The sequence below is a fragment of the Vibrio sp. Isolate22 genome, assembly GCF_022398115.1.
GTDB lineage: Bacteria > Pseudomonadota > Gammaproteobacteria > Enterobacterales > Vibrionaceae > Vibrio.
The window spans coordinates 1-23,044 of sequence record NZ_JAKEUW010000048.1; the positions used below are offsets into that span (position 1 = coordinate 1).

Below are 23,044 nucleotides of genomic sequence, written 5' to 3' on the forward strand. Positions count from 1 at the left end.
TTCGCTAACTCAATGGAAAACTGACTCTGGCTACCACGACCGTTCAATCTCTGAGACGGCAATGTCCCGATATAAAGGACTGACTAGCGGCACATTGAGCTTGAGATGTTATAACGCTCAAGTTGGTGAGGCGTTAGCAAACGTCAAAGCAATGAACAAAGTTCTAGGACTAGGTATGCCTATTAGAAACTAACAGGTAAGTTCCGTAGGATAGATACGTCCTTTAGCTGATTTGATCAACAACGCCCCTTATGAATAATAATAAATTACAAGAGTATGATTTGGTTATTGAACTTGATGACCGTACATTGATTAACCCGTCATTGAATAAAGTTGTGACATTGTCGCCATCTGAGTGTTTGCTTTTAAAGCATTTAATGGACAACTGCTCACAGACTTTAGGTCGTGAATTCCTTTTAACGCATTGTTGGCCGGGGCGCATTGTTACCAATAGCTCTCTGAATGTCGCAGTCAAAAATGTTCGCAGTGCTCTCAAAGAAGTAGGGTCCGACTGCAAAGTGATTACGGTACAAAAGGAAGGCTACTGTTTTGTTGCTCCTGAGAGCAGTGTCGAAACAGATAGCGATACCGCTCTCGAGCGCAATATTGTGTCTGAAAACCTTGCCGTACAAGACAAAGGCATACCGCAATCTGCCAGTTTGGGTGAACAGGAGAGTTCTACTTGCTCGGAATCCACTGTGCTGGTGTCAGAATCAGCTTCTAATTCAAACGAAGTAGCTGACGCTCAAGGGCTATCAGAGAATATTCAGGCACAAGGCAAACAAGCATCTTCTAAGTTTATCCCGCTTATTAGTGGGCTCGCGGTATGTCTCTTTATCGTCATTATCCTGTCTTATCTTGGGTTGTTTATGGAAAGAGCTTCCATCAAGGGTGTCGATGTATACCACGATAGTGTCGAGTTGGAACAAGAGCTGGTGGAAGACTTAACTTCACTTGTGAAGCCGGGCGTAGAGGCGATCTATCTTCACCGCATGGGTATCGAGTGTGGTGGTATGCAAGTGGTGGTGCTAGACGAAAGTGGTTGGCACGACATTAGTGCAGATTTCAAGTCTGGGCGCTGTTCACAAGGCCAGAAAGAGGATGAAAAGGTAGAAGGAACTGCAGATGAAGCGTAACTTTTGGCTGCCGATTGTTGTAACCGTATTTGTAATCTTAGCGTTTGGCTTAGTCTCAGGGGTAGCGACCAAAGGTTCGTACCAGTTTGAAAGTCGGTACGAGAATTATGGTTGGGAGGTCTTGACCCTTGAGCTGAAGAATGGACGCTCAAAAATGCGCTATGTCGGCTACGACCGAAATGGACGAGTCGTGCAAACCAAGCAGTTGTTTGGTGTGTTCCTACGTTGGGGGAATCACTATTACTTCTATCAGCTAGAACAGCACCAAGCCCACGGAAATCAAACCTTCAACGTTAAAAATCTGTTTATCAAGCATCATGACAACAAGCGTAGTGTTTTGATATCCGATCAACGAGGCGCGTACATTACGAAAGACGGTACGATTCTAGAGCTCAACGGCATTCTCTATGGTAAGGCTATGCGATGATTGATGATGCAGCACACTGAGGCGATTAGTTAGGTCTGGTTTGTTGGAATGGGGCGCTACGACAATATTAAGCAGCGTTAGGTTTTAGCCCCAAACGCTGCTCAATTGTTTTGGTGTTTAGTCTTCGCCAAGTACGTCAAGTTTGCTCTTGATGAAGTCTTTGTGGTCAACGTAGAGCAGTTCAGCGGTTTTTCTGATCACTGAATCTTCAAGTGGATCAATCTCTCCGTCGGCATGGGCCACTTCCCACATCGCCTTAATCAGGTCGATTCGCACTGGCTGTGACAGCTCGCGCAGTTGTGAAGTGAAATCATACAAAGAAACAGATTGTTCAACTTGCGGCTCAGCTTGTTGTAACAAGGCTTTCGACTCTTCTTCTGTAATGCCCAACAGGCGTTGCAGTAGGTTCAACTTCGCTTCTTGCTCTGATTCGTTGATCTCATGGTCTGCGCCTGCGACTTCGCATAACAAACTGGCGATAGCTAAGTTTGGTGAGGCGGTAGGCGTTTTGCCTAAATCAGAGCCTTCGACCAACTGTTTAAATAACGATGTAAGTGAATTAAACATATGAGCGTTCCAGTAATGGTGAATATTATAACTATTGGGCCTACAGAGTGTGATCGCAAGCCCCTTTACTTAAAACTGACATTACGTATAAGCCAGCAATAAGGAACATTTTAGGGCGTGTTGAACTTTCGCGATTAAATTTTGTTCGGATAGGGACGCCTAGTCAAAAGCGTTTTAATCGCGGCGAGGGGGAAGTAGCTTAGTTATTCTAAGCCAATTTCCCTCAACAAAGAGTAAAGCGCTTTTGCGGGGGCGCCCAGCTCGAACCCTTCGGGCAGCGTTTGCTGGTCATTTCTACTACGTTATCGGCTTCTCATGTAGGCTAGCTACACATCGACGCCTCTGCCTTGTATAAATCCCCAGCAACTCGCTGCAAAAATCAGCTCGAAAGATTAACACGCCCTAGGTTGGCTCTGGAAAGCGCGTCACTTTGCCATCGCCGCTGAGAGTGGTAATCGATTGTGGCTTACCATCGCTATCCAGCCTTAACTCACCAATCGCGCTGCGGTTTGAAAGGCGGTAGAAGGTTTGGTTGTCTGGGCTACGCTTTTCTATTTTTAAACGCTTACGCTTAGTGAAATAGTTAAGTACCGAACGTGGGCTATACAACAAGCGGTCACATACGTCGCAGAATTTTAGTAGTGGTGCAGGGAACTGGTTTTTAATACCGCTACAAGTAATTTGGTAGATGTTTGGACTGTTTCGGCGATACCTAAGCTTAATATCGTAAGCAAAGGAGTAGTGCACATCACCAGAAAGCACCACGAAGTTAGTTGGTGTTTTGGTATGGGTAAAGATACTGATCAGCGTGTTTGCACTGCCTGGGTGCGCCATCCAGTTCTCGGCGTCAATCACTAGTGGTTTACCTAGTGTGGTCATCATCTTCTGAAGTGTTTCGATGAATTTAACCCCGAACATTGGCGCGGCAGACACGATTACTACTTTCTCTTGGTTAATCAACTGGTGTTGAAACTCGGTGAGTGCTTCCCAGTCCATCAAACCCGAAGGCTTATTCATACGAGATTCAGAGCGCCAGCGGCGGGTGCGAGTATCTAACACAATCACCTTCGGCGAGGTGTTGATGGTGTAGTGCCACTCTTCAAAGCGATCGAGCATTTCAAGATACTGTTTGTGTCTTGTAGGTTCGAGTTGTCCAATAGGCGCGTCAATGGCTTGTTCACTCTGATTGGTATTCACCAACTTTGAGAACAGTTGTTTTGTTTGCTCCATGAAATCGCGGTTGAAGTTCTCGGGTGCGTTACCCCAACCTTGGCACATCCAATAAGCCGCAAGACCGTTACCAATGACTTGTGTAGCAAACTGGTTTTGATCTACCGCATGCTCCCAACCAACGGTGAGGTTCCAGTCGTCAGTGACATCGTGATCATCGAAGATCATGTACGTTGGAATATGAGCAAATAGACGCTGTACTTGCGGCAGACCGGCGATGAAATCATCGATGATGACACTTTCATCACGCCATTGTTGCTGCTCGGCTGGCGTGAGCTGGCGACCTGCCTGCATGAAGTTATTCTCGATCAACCGTTCGCGGTTAATGCATTGCCACAAGGTCGGTGACCAAACCAGCAGATACATGGCAATAAATTCAGACAAGGTCACCAAGTGGTTTTCACAGTCGGTAGAGCTGAAGATTGGTATTCCGCGCTTAGGGAATAACTTATCGAGCAATGAATGTGATGTATTGTGGTGTGGCAGCAAGTGATCGCGTTGATAGAGGTGATATTCGCTATTGAACAGGGCTTCACTGCTATCGATTTTTCCGTCTAATGAATCGGTCGGTAGGTCTTCACTTATTAATCCAAGCAGTTGAATCACTTGCTGAATTGCATCGAGTGTTGGGCCTGCGACGTGATCAGCGTAGATCTGGTCGCCGCTCATCATCAGCATATCTGGACGCTCTAATATGGCTTGCTGCTCAACTTTATTATCGGCTGCGACTAGGCTGTCTTTGCTTGGGTGATGAGGGTTGCGACAGGAACCATGCAAGATGTAGTCGGCGCTGGTTGAGATCTTAAAGGCTATTCTTGGCGTACCAGTGGTGTTTTGTTGCTCTTGGTACACTAAATGCGGAGCCAACTTGGTCAACGCGCCTTGATCAGTCTCTATCTGATATTCCAAAGGGGTGTTAGTTGGAAACTCACCTTTTAATTGAATCAAGCTTACCCAAGCATGTGTGCCGACCTGAATCGATTCGTGTTCGCTAAGTGGTGAGGTATAGAAAGGGGCTTCTTGGCCTTGGGTGTATAGCTCTGCATTACCATTGAGTGGTGTACTTGTGACAACCCAAAGCACAACCTCAGTTTTGGTCGTCTTTCTTAAAATAGGGCCAGCGAGTAAGAAGGGAAGAGAAGATGTCATCGGGCGTTTCAAGTCGATTCCTAAATCTTTGGTGGTTAGTCGTTAAGCGCTTCGGCGTTACATTGTGGATCGGCCATTTCATGCTCATTGAGTTCAACGTCTGGCTCTGTAGACTCCAGGATTTCGATTACTTCTGAGCTGGAAAGTTCATGTCCCATCAGAAATATTGCTAATAGGGCGTCGGCTTTCGTTTTGGTATCAGAAGGCTCATCCAACACTTGCTCGAGTTTTTCTCGAATCATTGCGATCTCGTGTTCAACAAAGCCACGGCCTTCGCTGTCCCCTTGGTTTTCTTCAGGGGCGTTATCGAATTCAAGAAAGAGCATCTCACCGTCTAATTTTGTGTTGTTCAGTCGCTCTGGCAACCATTCCTCACCCATAACGATATCTGGGTCGGAATCATTGGGTAAGTGGTCTATAATGTTTTGTAATTCTGAGACTTTCACAATACTTTCATTTAACCGAGAATATTCTTCATTGTAACGGTCTATTCCGATCAAACCTAAAAATTGTTGGCTAGAATAGTCAATAAATGTCTAACCAGTACCACAAAACTTATTACAAAGAGTAATTAAACAAGAATGAAGCGCAAAATTTCACCGAAGCTCATCTCGTATGGGACGATTCTATTAAGTAACGCTTTTCTAGCGAACAGCGTGGCGTGGGCTGCTGAAGAGCAAGAGTGGGGCATCGCGGCAATGTTCCGTACTGCCAGTATCCCGTATGACACGTCTGGTGGTGATAAGACAGTAAGTTCGTTTGTTCCGATGTTGTTCTTTAAAAACGACTACGTGTTCATTGATGGCACCGAAATGGGCGCTTACCTATATCAAACCGAAGATGAAAAATGGTCTTTCAACGCTATATCTAGAATGCGCTTTATTGATATCCCGGCTTCTGAACAGAATGCTATTGAAGGTGATACCGCTGACTTTGGTGGACAACTGACGTACCAGTTAGATGAGCAGTGGGCGGTTGAAACGGAAATAATGAGTGATAGTGAATTTAACCTTCACAGTAACTTACGTGCGAAAGCCAAGTACGAGACTGGTGACTGGGAGTTCTACCCAAGTGCGACATTGCGTTATAAAAGCTCTGACTTTAACAGTGAATACTACTCGGCTACGGGTCAGTCGATCGGCGCAGGCGTAGATTTAAACCTTGGCGTGGAAGCGCGTTACCATGTTATCTCCAACCTTTACCTACTGGGTTCAACCAGTGTGACTCGATTGGATGACAACGCTTACGACTCTTCTATTATCGAAGATCGTTACCAAGGCGAACTTTACCTTGGTTTTGGTTTCTTCAACGACAAAACAAAAGCGCCTAAGCCTAAGTTAAGCAATGCGCCGTACTTACGAGTCGCGCACGGTTGGGCAACACCGTCGAATATCGGCGAAATCATGAAATTCAACACCGAGAAAGACGAGTACAATAACCAACTTACATCATTCTTTTATGGCCACCCTTTAACTGATGAGATCTTTGGTTTGCCGTTGGATATCTACTTAACGCCAGGTATCGCTCACCATTGGAGTTCAGAGGTTCAATCCAGTAGTACGGAATACATCATTGCGATTAAAGCGTACTACACCTTTAACTGGCCAACGCAGTGGCGATTTGGCGTTGCAGAGGGTATGTCTTACATAGATTCGATTACTTACATCGAAGGTACTGAAATGGACCGTAAGGGCTACACGGCAAGTCACTTGTTAAACTACTTGGACTTCTCTTTTGATGTGAACGTCGGTGATCTTATCGGTAAGAATGACCTCAACAATTTATGGTTTGGTTACTCATTGCATCACCGCTCGGCGATCTTTGAAAATGCGTCACAGTTCGGACGTATCAAAGGTGGCAGTAACTACAACACGGTTTACTTCCAATACGAGTTCTAAACCATTGTCCCTTCAATATAAAAATGCCGCTCTTAATGAGCGGCATTTTTATCATTAAAGAAAACAGAGATAACCATCACCAGCCACTGCTAATCAATTATTCGAAAGTCACTTTAATTGAAACTTAATATATGAGTTTATTCTGATTATCTAATATTTTCTGTCTGCTTTTCGGATTTTACTACTATTTGATTATTTAAGTTTCCTTCATTGTTTGTTAACTTTTCATATAATTTACAACGACTTATATTGTGTTGCAGTCCGTTCGTTTTTGTTATGGGTCTGTTGGCTATCCGGCTCTGATGACCTCGAAGTTCTTCACTTGAAGTGAAATATTTGACCTCGATAACGACGCAGTGGCAGCCGGCATGCTTCACACCTACACAACACCGATGTTAATCAAGCAAATTAGAGGGGGTTATTTGGAACCTCAAAAACTGATTAGCCACCTGTTCAATTTGGCAAAGTAAGAAGAAGCTCATTCGACATTTATCCATGCTTTAGCCCGCAAGTCTTTGAAAGACATCATTTTTAACGATTGTTCATAAACAGCGAATTGTTGAGGTTAGCTTGATCAGTAAACCATTTAAAATACTCGTGATAGGTTTAATCGTGAACCTATCGATCGGTATCCTATATGTATGGGGCGTTTTCAGTGAACCTTTGGCTGAGGCGCTAGGTGTTGATCCTAAGAGCGTAGATGGGCCTTACCAAACTTCCGTATTCGCATTTTCGGTGAGTCTGTTTTTGGCCGGGGTATGGCAAGACAAAATAGGGCCAAGGAAGGTCACAATACTTGGTGTGTTTCTTGTCGGGGCAGGGCTTTTAGCATCCGGTTATGCCTCAACATTAACGGAATTGCAGGTTACCTTTGGATGTATGGTCGGTGCAGGGATGGGTTTTGCCTATGCTTGTATTGGCCCATGCACGATGAAGTGGTGGCCAGAGAACAGAAAGGGGTTGGTTAGTGGTTTAACCGCTGGTGGGTATGCGATGGCGGCACTGTATTTGGCTCCGTTATCGACCGTTCTCATTGAACACTATGGCATCTTAGATACGTTCAAGATTCTTGGTGTCGGTCTACTCTTCATGATCCCGATGGCGTCATTGCTGGTGAATCCCCCCAAAGGATATGTTTCAGAGATTCCGGGAGGAAAGGCTGCAGAATATGGCTCAGATATAAACATCCAGTGGCTAGATATGCTGAAAACACCTCAATTTTACCAGATCTGGTTCATGTTCATGGTGTCATCAGCAGCAGGTATCATGCTTATCGGCTCTATTGGCAACGTTAGTAAATCGATAGGATTAACCGCTGAAGAAATTGCGTTAGGTATCATTTTATTAGCGATTTTTAATACCGCAGGGCGAGTCATTGGCGGCGTTGTATTCGACAGGATAGGGCGTGTTCATACACTGGGCTTAATATTTATGTTGCAAGCGGTCAATATGGTCTTTTTTACAACCATTGAAACGACTATTCCTCTCATGATCGGTATCTCCGCAGGTGCTATGTCTTATGGCGCGTTATTTGGGGTTTTTCCTACAATAACGGCTGTAGATTATGGTTTGAAGACGTACGGAACCAACTTTGGAATACTCTATTCAGCATGGGGTGTGTCGGGTTTCTTCGGAGGAATACTCGCCTCGGTAGCGGGGACGGCTGAAAACACCTATTTGGCTTACGCTGCGCTATTGGTTTCAATCACCGTAATGAATTACTTAATGAAACCCGTTGATAAGTCTGTGCTATTAAAAGACGAAGTTAATCTGGAATACTAAACGAGTGACCAGCGAGGCTCTTATTGGATTCAGAATTTCTACCGATAACGTCTTTCCACCTAATGTTGGCTCGGGCAATCTAAGCCAACATTTTTATACTCCATTCACGTGGTTAGAGTACTGTTACTGATGCAAATTGCTCGTAATGTATCAACCATGTTCGTTCCCTTTCTTCTTAGTTGCCGCCTCTTCATCTCCGAGTAATACGCTACTCGTTCTTTTTATGAGACTGGCTAGAACATGCTAGTCCTCTCACATGTTTTAGCTTAAATGCTTAAAGGTTTAAGCAGTATGTTTCGATCTGACAACCCCATAATCACAAAAGGTAAATGACCACATTGCTGACAATGTTAGTCAGATGGGAATATCCGTTGTGAAACGTTTATACACAAAGGTTGATACGAGAAATGATAAAAAAAAGCCTTTTAGCCACCTGTACCCTAATGGCTAGCATGTCAACGTTCGCTGATGTCACCATCACCGAACTTACCGTTAACCCGCAACTCTACCCGGTAGGGTTTGAAGAACATTTGCAGAGAAACTTGGACTTCTTTGTTGATGGCGTAGGTGTAGATCAAAAAGCCAAAGTTCCATACGACACGATTTTTGTCGATAAAGATGGCCAGATTGAACACGCGTATTACGTCAATACGACAGAGATTGGTCTTTACCTAAATGTACTCGTTGAAGCACACAAAAATGGTAATGCCGATGCGTTAGTGCGTATTAATGAAACCTTGGACGCACTAGCCGGTGCTCCGACTTGGAAAGGGCTATTTTATTGGCCTTATGACATTGAGGGTGATCAGTTAAAGCCGAATAAAGACGGAATTGTCCCTGCCGTAGATAACGCTAACCTTGCCTTTGCTCTTGCTGGTGTAGCGGGTGCCTACCTTGATTCAAAGCAAGCAGATGAAAAACAAGTCGTTGCAAAGATTGAATCCATTCTTAAAAGCCAAACAGACGGTTGGTCAGCGTTGTATGACGAGGATAGAGGGCTACTTTACTCGGGATGGTCGGCTAAAACACAAGAACCCCTTTCTTACCACATTGACCGTAAAGCCAACGAAAGTCGTCTAGCTCCACTTTGGGCTCACCTCGTTACTCAAGAATCGGAGCAATCGGTTCCAACGACAGCGTTTAGCGATATGGAGTTATATACGCACGACTATTATCTGAAGGGTAAAAAACTTAGCCCTATGTTGACTTGGGACGGGGCTTACTTCCAAGGCATGCTATCAATGATCTGGTTGGAAGAGCGTACATTGATCCCTGACTTCTCAATCATTGAAGATATGACAGAGGTTCAAAAGTACCACGCAATCAAGCATCAAATCCCTTTTGTCTCCTCAGCTGCAACGGTTGACGATGGTTATGCTGCATTCGGTGTCCCGCAATTGTCAGAGTCGAAAGTTCGTTTTAATAACGAGATCGCTGGTGGTGATACGGGAACTCCTCATGCATTGGCTCTTTCGTACATGGTGAAGCCATTTGAAGCAGTCAATCTATTGAACAAAGTCGTGGATTATTACCCACAAATAGAAACGCCTTACGGTTGGTATGACGCTATTAATAGTAAAGGCGAAACTTCGACAAAAATCCTATCTCTTGATCAAGGTATGTTCGTCGGTGCATTCCTCTCTCCTTCAATCAACAAAGATGTTCGCAAATATCTAGAAAGTAAAAACTATTACGCGGCCATCGTTGATATGTATGAAACCTTTGAACCAAATAATAAATAGACAGAGGAATGAACCGTGAACTTTGAAAAAGCAGTGAACGCAATAAAACTAACAAGCTTCGTTCCGTTGTTAGCGCTAACTATTCCTCTGACAGCCAATGCTGATGAGCCTGTAACAGAAGAACAAGCTGAAATTGAAACAGAAGTTGGATTATGGAGTGATCATGAGTATCGGGACCTTATTCTAAGTACCGAACCAGCACAGAGCAGTAATGCTGCCCCACGAACTCGAGCACTAACGGGTATCGAGTACGAGCATATTGACAACGAAAATCAACCCAATGAAGAGCTTCTTCACTATATCTACGCTGATGGTTTTACCCGTGTGACGGATAACTTCAGCATGGGTTACGTATTTAAAGAAATACACCATAGCCGAGGTGGTGAAAGTACTGGATTGAGTAATTATTCCGAGCTGATTCCAAGTTTTTACTGGCGTCAAAATGACAATGTTGCTTACAACCTGATGTTGTCATATGAAAAAACAATTGGCGAATGGCACTACGACAAGTTCATGGCAAAACCGGGTATTGACCTAAGCTTTGGCCGTCACTTCTTACACTTAAGTGCAGAGCTTGGCTACAAAGATGAAAGGCAAGGTCCGGGCAGCCGTGGAGCGTTCATTGAGTCTGAGCCTTTGTACCTTTACCGCTTAGATAACGGCATCAATATCGGTGCAAAGGTCATCTATGTTGAGGAGCATAACGACTTCAACTATGTCGAGTTTGCAGTTAAGCCTCTAGTACAATTTAACTTTGATAACGGCAATTACTTAGAGCTGCGTTATGAAAGAGGTACGTTAGATATGGGGTCAGATCCAAGTAATCGCGACCATTATGACTATGATGTTTACGCGCTATACACGGATCTTCCAATCAATGAACATTTCTCCTTCCTGGCAGATATTCAGGTGAAAGATCGCCACGCAGACACGGCACCTTGGACTGGGGACCAGCTGGTGTGGTTCTCCAAAGTCGGGATTGTTTGGAAGTTCTAACAAGCAACTTTAGTTACCGTGGGATTACAGGTTCGCCGCGAAAGGCGCAAATTTGATAATCCCACACTTAATCACTTGCACTATTGTTTGGATATACCGCGAAGGAAGGTGTGACCTAAATAGTGAACGCATTTACAAATAGGAATGCAGAATCATGGCGAAAGTAACGCTACAAAATGTAAACAAAGTCTATGACAACGGCTTCCACGCTATTCACGATGTAAGTTTAGACATCAAAGATGGCGAATTCATGGTGCTTGTTGGTCCATCAGGCTGCGCTAAATCCACGATGCTGAGAATGGTCGCAGGCTTGGAAAGCATTACTGATGGGCAGCTTATGATTGGTGAGCGAGAGTGTAATGACCTACCACCAAAAGACCGTGGTATCGCGATGGTATTCCAGAACTACGCTCTGTACCCGCATATGACCGCTTACGAAAACTTAGCATTTGGTTTAGAAACGGCAAAAAAACCGAAAGCAGAAATCAAAGAACGTGTCGCCAAAGCAGCCGAGCTTTTAGAAATCACCGACCTGCTCGATAGAAAGCCAAAGCAGATGTCAGGTGGTCAGCGCCAACGTGTTGCCTTAGGACGCGCAATGGTTCGTAACCCGGATGTGTTCTTATTCGATGAACCGCTATCCAACCTAGATGCAAAATTGCGTGTGTCGATGCGTCGCCGGATTATTCGTCTGCACAGCCAGCTTCAAGAATCAGGTAAGCCTGCAACCATGATCTATGTAACCCACGATCAGGTTGAAGCGATGACCATGGGGGACCGCGTCTGCATTCTTAACCAAGGTCGCATCATGCAAGTCGATACACCAATGAATGTGTATCACAACCCTAAAAACAAGTTTGTTGCTGAATTTATTGGCTCCCCAGCCATGAATATGCTTGAAGGCACTCTATTGGATCAAAGCGGTAAAGTGTGCGTTCAACTCAATGAACACACCATCGAACTGTCGCAAGCACATCAAGAGAAAGCGAAAGGGTGGGTGGGGCACCGCGTTCACCTTGGTATTCGTCCAGAGCACTTGTCGGTATCTAATCAAGCGAATCAAAACACGCTACCGGCAAAAGTTGAGGCTAAAGAAGAGCTAGGGTCAGAAGTCTACTTACACGTCACTATCTTCGATAAACCAGTAGTTTGTAAGCTACTCGATACCGAGCAAACACCTGATGTCGGGACTCATTGTCACATTCAACTTCAAGTCGAGAAATGCCACGTCTTTGATGACGCTTCTCAAGAAAATATCCACTACACAGAATCAAAATAAGTTTGGAGTAAAACTTTATGCACCACATTCAACCTGGATCACAAATGAGCGTTGGCAATGAAAGCCTAAACCTCACATTCAATGCAGATGGCGTACTAGGCGCAATTCGCAGTGATCGTTTAATGGTGTCTTTGTTCGATACGCCTGACTCAGAAATGGCTATCTCGAATGTATTTCTTCGTGTTAAAGGCGAAGGTAAATTAAATGTCACACCATTGCTTTTTTTTAATAACAAGATTGAAACGTTTAAGCAGAGCGATGGTTCATTACAGTGGGTAACAACAACGGAAGACTACGAAGCTGTTGTGTCGATTAAAACGGCTGACCATGCGTTTTTCTATGATGTGAACATTACCAACCTATCTTCACAGCCACTGACGTATGACTTGATTTACGGTCAAGATGTTGGCCTTGCGGATGAAGGCGCAGTTAAAACCAATGAACTGTACTGCTCTCAGTACCTTGACCATCAAATCTTTGAAAACCAAATGGGTTACGTGGTTTGTAGCCGTCAGAACTTGCCTCAATCTTCAGGCAACCCGCGTATTCAATTGGGTTCTCTTTCACCTGTTGTTGGCTACAGCACCGATGGTTTCCAGTTCTTTGGTAAAGAGTTCAAGTTAACAGGTGAGGCCGTAGCATTGAACGCGCCTCAACTTGAAAACCAAAAATATCAATATGAGATGGGTTACATCGCACTTCAGACGGAAGAAATCACGCTTGCAGCGGACTCGTCTAAGGAAGTGGTTTTCTACGGTGTTGTCACTACGGACTTGCCGAAATCAAATTCTGGCGAGCCTATTGAACTGGAAGAGATTGCAGCTAAGCACGCTCAGCTGACGTTATCTGAAGAAATGGAACGTGAGCCTTTATCTTGTGTGCACCAACCTAAAGGCGAGTACCTGCAGGGTGAAAAGCTGAGCAAGAAAGAGATCACAGAGTTCTTCGGTGATGATCAAACGTTCGCAGACGTCAAAGACGGTGAACTGCTGTCATTCTTTTATGGCGACAACAAATACGTGACCTTGCCAGAGAAAGAGAAGCACCTAGAGCGTATGACAGGTCATGTGATTGCGTCGGGTAATAATCAAGATTACCAGCAATCTATCATGAGCTCGACACACTACATCAGCGGTGTTTTCAACTCACAGCTGACGCTTGGTAATACCTCATTCAATAAACTATTGGGTGTGTGCCGAAACCCGTTAAACCAATTCACTCATGCAGGGCAAAGAGTATCGGTTGAAGTGGAAGGAACCTACCGCGTATTAGGCATGCCTTCGGCTTACGAAACTGGCCAAAACTATTCGCGTTGGATCTATAAACTACTTGGCGGCTACCTAGAGATCGTTTCGTTCTCAAGTGCGCAAAGACCAATCATCCAACTAGATATCACCAAGCACGGAATTGAGGCTCCGCTTTCAATCAAAATGTCACACCAACTTGTTTTCGGTAACAACGAAGGTGAAGGCAGTGTAGAGATTGCAAGAGATGGCGAACTGTTCACAGTGACAGGCAAGAATGAACTGATTGATCAATTCATGCCGCAGCTGAGCTATGGCCTTGCAGTGTCAGGCATGGACGTAACGGCTGAAACGATCGGACGTGCGGATTCTGATTCAGTGGAGTATCTGGTACTGAACGGCTCTCTTGAAAGCCACTGTTCTATCGCGATTGGCGGTAAGGCGGGCGAGCTAGACACTACTGCACAATTTATGGCGTTTGAGACGGAACGCGAGCAATACCAAAAAGGTATTCAGTCTTTGACCAAAGGCTTCAATGTTGATTTCAGTGAAGACAACGGCAACAGCCAGCGCATCAATACGTGTCTGAACTGGTTCACTCACAACGCCTTAGTTCACTACTCAACGCCACACGGCTTAGAGCAATACTCGGGTGCGGCATGGGGTACGCGTGATGTGTCTCAAGGCCCATTTGAACTGTTTATGTCGATGCAGGAATACGCAAAAGCAAAAGCGGTGCTAGAAGAGATCTACAGCCACCAATACCAAGAAACGGGTACTTGGCCTCAGTGGTTCATGTTCGATCAGTACGCGAGTATCCAACAAGAAGAAGCGCATGGTGACATCGTAGTGTGGCCGCTCAAAGCTCTAGCTGACTACCTAAATACGACGGGTGACATCAGTATTCTGGATGTTGAACTGCCGTACACGCTAGCAGAAGAGGGCTTTGTAAAGAGCGAAAGCCGCTTCACGTTAATGCACCACGTACAGACTCAAGTTCAGCATATGCTTGATAACCTTGTACCGGGTACATCGCTCTCTTGCTACGGTGATGGCGACTGGGACGATACGCTACAACCAGCGAACCAATCACTGCGTGAGAACATGGTGAGTGGTTGGACAATTCCATTAACGCTACAAGCCCTTAAAGGTATGTACCAAGCCCTTCAAGGCAGTGAACATCAACAATACGCTGCTTCTTTGATGGAGTTGGCCGACAAGATGGAAAGTGATTACCACCACTACTTGATTAAAGATGGCGTGATTGCAGGCTTTATCCACTTCGATCGTGATGAAGAGGGGAGTGTTAAGCAAATCGAACACTTGCTGCATCCATCGGATCAAAAAACGGGCATCAACTACCGACTATTGCCAGCAAGCCGTTCAATCATTTCTGAAGTGTTTGATCCAGAAATGGCGAGCACTCACATGGACATCATCAAGCAAAACCTTGTTCACCCTGACGGTGTTCGCTTGATGGACAAAATGGCCGAGTATAAAGCAGGTAAACAGAGCTACTTTAAGCGCGCAGAACTGGCAGCCAACCTTGGACGTGAGGTCGGTCTTCAATACTGTCACGCTCATATTCGATTCATTGAGGCGCTGTGTAAGTTGGGCGATGCGGAAGCAGTATTCGACAACCTATACAAAATTATCCCTGTGGGTATTCAAGACCACGTGCCAAATGCTGAGCTTCGTCAGTCGAACGCGTACTTCTCAAGTTCAGATGCGAAGTTCAATGACAGACCAACGGCATACGACAACTTTGACCAAGTGAAGAACGGTGACGTTGCAGTGAAAGGCGGCTGGAGAATTTACTCAAGTGGCCCAGGTATCTACGTTAACCAACTTATCTCTAACGTATTTGGTGTTCGATTCGCGCACAACGATCTCATTCTTGACCCAGTTATCTCTCCGCGAGTTGGTCAAACGAAGATCCACTTTGAGCTTGATGGGAAGCCAGTGACCTTGGTTATCGATTTGGTTGAAGGTTCACACACTCCAAAAGCAATCTCGATAAACGGTGAAACGGTGCCATTCGAACTGACTGAGAACCGCTACCGTTCTGGTGGTGCGAAGATCTCGCGTGAGTGGTTGCTTCAGAGATTGAGTAGTGAAGAAAACACCCTTCATATCTCCCTTTAATAATCTGTTGGGCTCAGCGATGGGCCCAACCCAAAGGCTGAGTATGAGAAAAATGCAAGGTGTGAAGAGCTGGGCTCTTAAAGGAAAAAAGTGAAATGAAAGTGACTATTAAAGACGTAGCTAAAAAAGCGAATGTCTCCATCGCAACCGTTTCGTACGCAATGAATGACTGCAATCGTGTCAGTGAAAAGACGCGTCAGCATGTTCTCAATATTGCTCACGAGATGAACTATGTCGCTAACACCAATGCTAAGCAGTTGAAGCAGCGTCGTAGCTATGCCATCGGCCTGTTTCTAAATAACTGGTTTGGTCCGATTTACAGCGAACTTGTCAAAGGTATCGAGAAGGTCTGTCACCAGCGTGGCTATGATGTCGTGGCTTGTAGCATGTATGGCAATGAAGACTCTACGGCTCACAAGTATATTCGAGACCGTGTTGTTGATGGCGCGGTGGTGTTAACTAATTCATTTGATACCGAGTTTCTAAAGTCGGTCGCAGGTCCAGATTTCCCTATGGTGGTTCTAGACCGAGAAATAAGTGTTCCCGGTATCTATAACATCCTTATCGACAACTTTGGTGGAGCATTCAGTGCAACCAAAGAGTTGGTGCTTAAGGGCTGCAAAGACATCTACTTCTTCACTGGGCCAGAAGACTCATACGATAGCAAGAAGCGACTGGATGGCTACATCTCAGCTTTGGGCTATTTCAATATACCAGTTAAAAACCATCATTTGATCAAAAGCGATTTCACAGAAAAGACCGCTTACAAGCAGATGAAGGAATTATTGGAGCAGGGGCGCAGGCCCGACGCCGTATTTGCGGCCAATGATGAGATGGCGATCGGCATTATTCGCGCAGCAAAGCGTTATGAAATAGACATCCCGAGCGAAATGAAGCTCGTCGGTTTCGACAATATAAGAATGGCAGAGTTAATGATTCCGAGTTTAACCACCGTTACCCATGAGAAAGAGGGGATGGGGGAGCTTGCAGCATCAACGCTTATCAATGCGCTTGATGAAAAAGCTAAAGACTCACAAGCATTAACGATTTTGCCAACGTCATTAATTTTACGTGAAACTCTGTAGGATAGTTATGAAAAAGTGGTTGATTGGATGTGTGCTTGCGCTGAGTTCGCAAGTATCACTCGCAGATAATACCCGTATCGAAGTCATGACCCCAGTGGGTAACTACATGGACTTTGTCCGTTCTGAGTTAGTTCCTGAGTTCAAAAAAAGGTATCCCAACGTAGATGTAGTCGTATCAAACGATGAAAACTTAGAGACCCGGATGGCAGCAGGTGATGTGCCAAACCTATATGCAGGTGTGTTTGGTTACCAACCCGCGAAATACGCAAAGATGGGTAAGCTCGCTTACTTAGAGCAGTTCGAAGGATTCAATGCGATGGAGGACAGGATCGATCCTGTATTCATGCAGAAAAATTACGGTCGAAACTACTACATCCCTTGGAATGCAACAACGACGCTGATGCTCTACAACAAAGAGCTGTTCATTGAAGCGGGTTTAGATCCAGAGAATCCACCTCAAACTTGGGACGAATTTTTACACGCGGCAGAAAAGATCAGCCAACTGCCTCCAAGAGCAGATGGCAGCCCAGTGTACGGTACCGTATTCTGGAACGAAGCACTGTCTTGGGGTAGCTGGTACTGGAGCATGCTGGCTCAGATGTACTACAACTTCAACGACGGCCAATACGGCTTGCTTAATCGTTTCGGTACCAACCCTAACTTCGATAGAGAAGAAGCGAACCTAGCACTGTTCTTTGAAACTATGGCGAAGGCGCAGCAGTATGCGCCACTGACCATGGAAAAGAACTTCTTCTCACGCACCATTGGCATGTGGCCACAGTTTGGCTTTGGCTGGAAAGCAAACCTAACTGAAGCGGCTGGTAAGCCGATGGTGGTGGGAGAAGATGTTGGATTAGCACCGATTCCGACGCTGAACAAAGGCGATACCTCATATTCTACACTGGATGGTCGCGCGCTGATGATCTTCAAAAATAGTGTCGAGAAAGAGCAGCTGTCGTGGGCGTTCTTGGAGTTGATGATGGAAGATGAGTTCAACCACAAGGCCAACATAGCGCTGGGTCAACTGCCAACACTAATCTCTCTAAAAGACCGACCTTACTACAACACGCCAGAAGCTAAGCCGTTTGTTGAACAACTACCAAATGCAAAATTGAATGAACCTTTTGCACTGTCATCAGACATGGCTGGCGTCATCCTTGAGCAGTATTCCAAAGCGGTAGTTAAGCAAGATGTTTCTCCTCAGGAAGCGGTAGAAGCAGCGGCGAAGCAAGCTGAAAAACTCATTAACGAATAGTGTGATAGGTCTAAGTGAAACTATGAAAAAAGATAACCTCATAACCGGCTACCTGTTCCTTGCACCATGGATTGTGTACTTCGCGGTCTTTTTGATTTACCCGTTCTTCTTGTCGTTTGAGAGCAGCTTTCTAAGCGTAAATATCTTGATGCCAGAGAACACCAAGTTCATCGGTTTAACCAACTGGATTACCGTGGTAACGGACTTCTTGTTCTGGAAGTCACTGTTCAATGTGGTGTTTAACCAAGTCATTTTCGTGTCATTGAGCTTCGTGATTGGACTGGGTTTAGCCTTACTCCTCAATGAGATTAAGTTCTTATCGAGCATGTTCCGTACCATCATGTTCATTCCAGTGGTGACCTCAATTACCGTAGCGATGATCATTTTCGACTTCGTGTCAGGTCCTTCAGGTCCAATTCAAAACACTATGGTGGGCGCGAATCTTCTTTCAGAGCCGGTGTTCTGGAAGTTTGAGGAGTGGCTACCAATGCCTGTGATTGCCGTGTTCAGTGCATGGAAGTGGTTTGGTGTGCAGATGATCATCTTCCTTGGTGGTATCGCCAGCATCGATAAGTCTCTGTTCGAAGCTGCTGATATTGATGGCGCATCGTGGTGGCGTAAGACCAAGAAAATTACTCTGCCGATGATCATGCCTCAGATCGTGTTCGTGATGACAATGAACATCATCAATGGCCTGCAGATGTTTATCGAAGTGTTCATGAATTTCGATTTAAACGGCGGCCCTTACCAATCGGCACTCACTCCTGTGCTCTACCTCTACCAAACCGGTTTTGAGCAGATGAAGATGGGTGAAGCTTCAACCATTGGCTTAATGCTCGCTTGCGTAATTTACCTGCTGACGATGATGCAGTTAAAAATCACCAGTAAGGAAGACTAATCATGAATGCTGATAAGAAAAAGAACCTACTGATTTACGGCACACTTTTGGTTGCCACCCTTATTGTGTTGTATCCGTTCTTCTACATGGTGATCAACTCATTTAAGACCGGCCCAGAGATCATGCACAGCCCGAACAACTTACCAAAAGAGTGGTCGTTTGCTGGTTACATCAAGGTGTTTGATTCAGTGAACTTGGGAAGAGTGTTCTTCAACACCATCTTTATCTCAGTCACTGTCACGGTACTGAATACATTGTTCTCATCGATGGTTGCGTACTCGATTGTGAAAACCAACTTACCTGGCCGCGAGTTTTGGCTGAAAGTGATTCTTGGTTCGATGATGATTCCAGCGATTCTGTTCACTATCCCAACTTACATGATGATGTATGAGTGGAACTGGATTAACACCTATCGCGTGTTGATCATTCCGGGGGCAATCAGTGCATACAACATCTTCTTGATGGTGCAGTTCATGAAGCAGATAGACAACGCCTACTTGGAAGCAGCGCGAATTGATGGCGCGAGCGAGATGCGTATCTTCTTCAAAATCATTCTGCCTATGATGCGACCAGCTCTAGCAACGGTCGGTATCCTAACCTTCATGGGGGCATGGAACGACTTTATGGGGCCACTACTTTACGTACGAGATGATTCTCTGATGACGCTGCAGCTTGCGTTGTACAACTTTAAAACTGAAGTACCGGGAACCAACCTAGAGCAACTATGGGCGATGACCACCATGATTGCGGTTCCTGTTGTGATTGTCTTTTTCTGCCTACAGAAGAACTTCATCAAGGCATTTACTGGCGTAGGGGTTAAGTAATGAAAGTATCGACAGGATATAAATTATTAGCGCTGGCCTCGGTTATTTTAATCGCCTACGGTTCAGCTTGGTTGAAAGCCTATTCACTATCGGAAAACTACTTTGCCTACGCAGAGCAGCAATACGAGCAAGGTGAACTGGTGACTGCATTAAAAGGGATGAACAAACTCGAACTCAGAATTGAAGACGAGTATTTGGGTGGCTATCAGCAGGTGATTGAAACTTGGAGAAACGCAACGCTTGGTCCTAAGCCAGACGCGTACTACGAGTCGTTGGAAAAGCCTGCATTGATCATTGATCAACTTAACGAACAGCAGTTAATGGAGTTCATCGAGATCTACGTTCAGCTTGATTCTCGGTATGTACCAACGGCGGCGGATCAACTGCGACGCTTAACGAAACAGTCTGGCAATGATGCGTTATATCAAGAGATGACTGAGTTTCTAACCGAAGCTTTCCCACGTTATAAAATGAAAGAGATCTAATCGATGAGTCTATACAAAGACAGCTCAGCAAGTTACCAAACTAGAGCGCAAGATTTACTGTCTCAGATGACGCTTGCCGAGAAAGTGGGTCAGCTTTGCCAATCGCCAATGCTGGATTATGACGACAACAAGAAAGAGTACTTGATGAAAGTGGAGCAGGGTGCGTATGGCTCACGCATCCTTGCTGACACGGCGTGGGCGGGTAATGCGCCGGGTGAATCGGTTGACCCGCACCAGCTGAATGAGATCCAAAAAGTGGCGATGGAAAAAAGCCGCCTTGGGATTCCCATCATATTCGCTCGTGATGTGATTTATGGTCAAAAGACAGTGCTGCCAATTCCTCTAGCTCAAGCCTGTTCTTGGAACCCAAAACTGGTTGAAAAAGCATACGAGTGCATTGCGACGGAGGCGGCCTCTTTAGGCATCAACTGGACCTTTGCGCCAATGCTCGACATCGTTCGAGACCCTCGCTGGGGTCGAGTGATTGAGAGCTCTGGTGAAGACCCGTACTTAACCAGTCAGTTTGCAAAATCGGTGGTGAAAGGCTTTCAAGGTGATGACCCTTCACAGCCAAATAAGCTGGTGGCGTGTGCCAAACACTTTGTTGGCTATGGTGCTTCAGAAGGTGGGCGTGATTACGACACCACGGAATTGAGTGAGAACACCTTACACAATGTGCACTTGCCGCCTTTTGCTGCAGCAGTGAAAGCTGGCGTTGCAACCATGATGTCTGGATTTAACGACCTTGGTGGTACACCGGTAACTGGCTCTCGTCCATTGATTCGAGACTGGCTCAAAGGCGAGCATAAGTTTGATGGCATGGTTGTCAGTGATTGGGGCTCTATTTCCGATCTGGAATACTTCCAAGTTGCGCAAGACCCATCGGCTGCGGCATTAAAGGCGTTGGATGCGGGGGTGGATATGGCGATGACGCACGAAGCCTACGAAGATACCCTTGAAGAGTTGGTGAAGAACAATCCAAGCTTGCAAGAAAATCTAGATGAAGCAGTCTACCGTGTGCTGTTAACTAAGTTCCGCGCTGGGTTGTTTGAACGACCATATATCGACCCTGAACTGCATAAGAGTGTGCTGGGTCTAGAAGAGCATAAGCGCAAAGCGTTAGTTCTTGCTGAAGAAAGTATGGTACTGCTTAAAAACGACGGTGATTTGCTACCTTTGAAATCGCAAGGCTTAACCATTTCTGTGATTGGCCCTCATGCTCATTCACAGAGGCAGCACCTTGGTTCTTGGTGTTTAGATGGCAATGCGGACGACGTTGCAACGATTGCCGATGGCATTCAAGCCGCAGCGCCAGAGAACACCATAATTACTGATTCAAGCGCGTTTAGTGATGACATGATGGAGTGTGCGCATCGCAGTGATGTCGTCGTACTGTGTGTCGGTGAAAGCCATCGCCGAACGGGAGAAGCACGTAATATCGCCGAGCTTGTGCTACCACCGGGTCAAGAAGAGTTGATTGAGGCTATCGGAAAAATAGGCAAACCTCTGATTGTGGTTCAGTGTACAGGTAGGCCCGTACCATCACCTAAGATTGAGCAATACGCCCAGTCACTGGTTTATGCATGGCAAAGTGGCACAGAGACAGGCAATGCGGTCGGTAACTTACTGTTTGGTCATAGTAATCCGAGTGGCAAACTCACCATGACAGTACCAAGAAGTACAGGGCAAATCCCGATGCATTACGGCCGCAAACCGATAGGTAAAATGCGAGCGTATCAAGAGTACATGCCATATAAAAATGAGCAAGATACACCACTTTACCCATTCGGTTTCGGTTTGAGTTACTCGCAGTTTGAGTATGGTAGGTTGAAGTCGGTGACGCCTGAAATTACAGAGAACGAGAGCCTAATTGTCGAGGTTGACGTTGAGAACACCTCTGTGATTGCTGGGCAAGAAATCGTGCAGTGCTATATCTCTCGCAAAGTCTCTTCAACGACGCGTCCACAGAGAGAGCTGAAAGCGTTTGCTAAATGCCATCTAGAAGCGCATGAGCGCAAAACAGTTCGGCTTGAAATTGATGCAGATGATCTGAAATTCTACGGCAGCCAAGCGTGTTTCATGTACGAAGAGGGTGAAGTGGATGTGTATGTTGGTGGAAGCAGTTTAGCGACATACAAAGTTACTGTGAGTCTGAAATAACCCAAAGATGCTTTAGTTAATTCACATTGAAAGCAAAACAAAAGAGCCCCCTTTAGGTTACTGTACCTAAAGGGGGCTCTTATTTACATCTATCAAGCGAAGCCAATGCTTGCTGCGTCGCCTTAATTTTACACTAGCTCAGCAAGTTGGCTTTGCGCTTCTGAGATACCTTTTGCTGCTGCGTCTTCACCCATGTTGAGCGCTTCTGCGTAAACAAATTCCACGTCTGTGATGCCAACAAAACCAAGTACTGTGCGTAGGTAAGGCGTCATGCTGTCAGTCGCTGCGTCTTTATGAATGCCGCCACGAGTCGTCACGACAATCGCTTTCTTACCTTCGATTAGACCCTTAACGCCGTTCTCTGTGTAAGTGAACGTCACACCAGCACGAGCAATGAGGTCAATCCAGTTTTTAAGCTGAGTCGGGATAGTGAAGTTGTACATAGGTGCAGCAATCACGAGTGTACCTGCCGCTTTAATTTCTTCGATCAGCGTGTTTGATAGATCAACAATCGATTGTTGGTCTTGAGATAGGTCTTCCGTCGCGCGAAGTGCAGTCGCTACCGAGAAGTCCAACACTGGTAATGGGTTTGCAGCTAGATCGCGAACCGTCAGTTTATCTTGGTCTACATTTTTGATGAATTCTTCAACCAGTTTAGTTGATTGAGAGTAGTCGCCTAGGATGCTTGATTTTAGGGCTAATACACGAGACATAATGGGAATCCTTGAATAAGTGTTTTTGT

17 protein-coding genes and 2 pseudogenes are annotated in these 23,044 nt (G+C 45.5%); 15 read left to right on the forward strand and 4 right to left on the reverse strand.

Annotation, left to right across the window (positions count from 1 at the left end):
- The 3 genes and pseudogenes from L1D55_RS20625 to L1D55_RS20635 form a co-directional block, all read left to right on the forward strand.
- Positions 1-193 (forward strand): annotated as a pseudogene (locus L1D55_RS20625) (IS5/IS1182 family transposase); the annotation flags it as partial.
- 58 nt (positions 194-251) lie between these two features.
- Positions 252-1,136 carry a winged helix-turn-helix domain-containing protein gene (locus tag L1D55_RS20630; protein WP_239918658.1) on the forward strand — a complete coding sequence of 295 codons (885 nt, stop codon included), beginning with the start codon at positions 252-254 and terminating at the stop codon, positions 1,134-1,136.
- The gene (locus L1D55_RS20635) at positions 1,126-1,563 is read left to right on the forward strand and encodes a hypothetical protein (RefSeq protein ID WP_239918659.1); all 438 of its coding nucleotides are present in this window, start codon (positions 1,126-1,128) and stop codon (positions 1,561-1,563) included. The genes L1D55_RS20630 and L1D55_RS20635 overlap by 11 nt, the downstream gene beginning before the upstream one ends.
- 117 nt (positions 1,564-1,680) lie before the next feature.
- Here L1D55_RS20635 and L1D55_RS20640 read toward each other — a convergent pair whose 3' ends face one another.
- The 3 genes and pseudogenes from L1D55_RS20640 to L1D55_RS20650 all read right to left on the reverse strand — a co-directional run.
- Positions 1,681-2,130, reverse strand: coding sequence for a TerB family tellurite resistance protein (locus tag L1D55_RS20640; RefSeq protein WP_008222106.1), 450 nt, complete (start codon positions 2,128-2,130; stop codon positions 1,681-1,683).
- Positions 2,131-2,532: 402 nt separating this feature from the next.
- Positions 2,533-4,521, reverse strand: a complete 1,989-nt coding sequence (locus L1D55_RS20645) for an alkaline phosphatase D family protein (RefSeq protein ID WP_239918660.1) — start codon at positions 4,519-4,521, stop codon at positions 2,533-2,535.
- Positions 4,522-4,613: 92 nt separating this feature from the next.
- Positions 4,614-5,009 (reverse strand): annotated as a pseudogene (locus L1D55_RS20650) (hypothetical protein); the annotation flags it as partial.
- A gap of 81 nt (positions 5,010-5,090) precedes the next feature.
- On the opposite strand from L1D55_RS20650, the gene L1D55_RS20655 reads away from it, so the two are divergent.
- The 12 genes from L1D55_RS20655 (at position 5,091) to L1D55_RS20710 (ending at position 22,302) form a co-directional block, all read left to right on the forward strand.
- Positions 5,091-6,407: a MipA/OmpV family protein gene (locus L1D55_RS20655; protein WP_239918662.1), complete on the forward strand. Its 1,317-nt coding sequence runs from the start codon at positions 5,091-5,093 to the stop codon at positions 6,405-6,407.
- A gap of 570 nt (positions 6,408-6,977) precedes the next feature.
- Complete coding sequence (locus L1D55_RS20660) at positions 6,978-8,189, forward strand: OFA family MFS transporter (protein ID WP_239918663.1); 1,212 nt, start codon at positions 6,978-6,980, stop codon at positions 8,187-8,189.
- Between the two features lie 452 nt (positions 8,190-8,641).
- Complete coding sequence (locus L1D55_RS20665; RefSeq protein ID WP_239918664.1) at positions 8,642-9,931, forward strand: glucoamylase family protein; 1,290 nt, start codon at positions 8,642-8,644, stop codon at positions 9,929-9,931.
- Between the two features lie 15 nt (positions 9,932-9,946).
- Complete coding sequence (locus tag L1D55_RS20670) at positions 9,947-10,927, forward strand: hypothetical protein (RefSeq protein ID WP_239918665.1); 981 nt, start codon at positions 9,947-9,949, stop codon at positions 10,925-10,927.
- Between the two features lie 154 nt (positions 10,928-11,081).
- The gene (gene ugpC, locus L1D55_RS20675) at positions 11,082-12,206 is read left to right on the forward strand and encodes a sn-glycerol-3-phosphate ABC transporter ATP-binding protein UgpC (RefSeq protein ID WP_239918666.1); all 1,125 of its coding nucleotides are present in this window, start codon (positions 11,082-11,084) and stop codon (positions 12,204-12,206) included.
- A gap of 17 nt (positions 12,207-12,223) precedes the next feature.
- Positions 12,224-15,595, forward strand: a complete 3,372-nt coding sequence (locus L1D55_RS20680; RefSeq protein ID WP_239918667.1) for a cellobiose phosphorylase — start codon at positions 12,224-12,226, stop codon at positions 15,593-15,595.
- Positions 15,596-15,690: 95 nt separating this feature from the next.
- Positions 15,691-16,680, forward strand: a complete 990-nt coding sequence (locus L1D55_RS20685) for a LacI family DNA-binding transcriptional regulator (RefSeq protein ID WP_239918668.1) — start codon at positions 15,691-15,693, stop codon at positions 16,678-16,680.
- A 7-nt stretch (positions 16,681-16,687) separates the two neighbouring features.
- A complete protein-coding gene (locus L1D55_RS20690; RefSeq protein ID WP_239918669.1) occupies positions 16,688-17,935 on the forward strand; it encodes an extracellular solute-binding protein in 1,248 nt (415 codons plus the stop codon).
- A gap of 22 nt (positions 17,936-17,957) precedes the next feature.
- Positions 17,958-18,833, forward strand: coding sequence for a sugar ABC transporter permease (locus L1D55_RS20695; RefSeq protein ID WP_239918670.1), 876 nt, complete (start codon positions 17,958-17,960; stop codon positions 18,831-18,833).
- Between the two features lie 2 nt (positions 18,834-18,835).
- On the forward strand, positions 18,836-19,657 hold the full coding sequence (locus L1D55_RS20700) for a carbohydrate ABC transporter permease (RefSeq protein WP_239918671.1): 822 nt from the start codon (positions 18,836-18,838) through the stop codon (positions 19,655-19,657).
- A complete protein-coding gene (locus tag L1D55_RS20705; protein ID WP_239918672.1) occupies positions 19,657-20,142 on the forward strand; it encodes a hypothetical protein in 486 nt (161 codons plus the stop codon). Before L1D55_RS20700 ends, L1D55_RS20705 begins: the two co-directional genes overlap by 1 nt.
- Before the next feature lie 3 nt (positions 20,143-20,145).
- On the forward strand, positions 20,146-22,302 hold the full coding sequence (locus L1D55_RS20710) for a glycoside hydrolase family 3 N-terminal domain-containing protein (RefSeq protein ID WP_239918673.1): 2,157 nt from the start codon (positions 20,146-20,148) through the stop codon (positions 22,300-22,302).
- Between the two features lie 128 nt (positions 22,303-22,430).
- Here L1D55_RS20710 and L1D55_RS20715 read toward each other — a convergent pair whose 3' ends face one another.
- The gene (locus tag L1D55_RS20715) at positions 22,431-23,015 is read right to left on the reverse strand and encodes an FMN-dependent NADH-azoreductase (RefSeq protein WP_239918674.1); all 585 of its coding nucleotides are present in this window, start codon (positions 23,013-23,015) and stop codon (positions 22,431-22,433) included.
- Between the last annotated feature and the right edge of the window lie 29 nt (positions 23,016-23,044).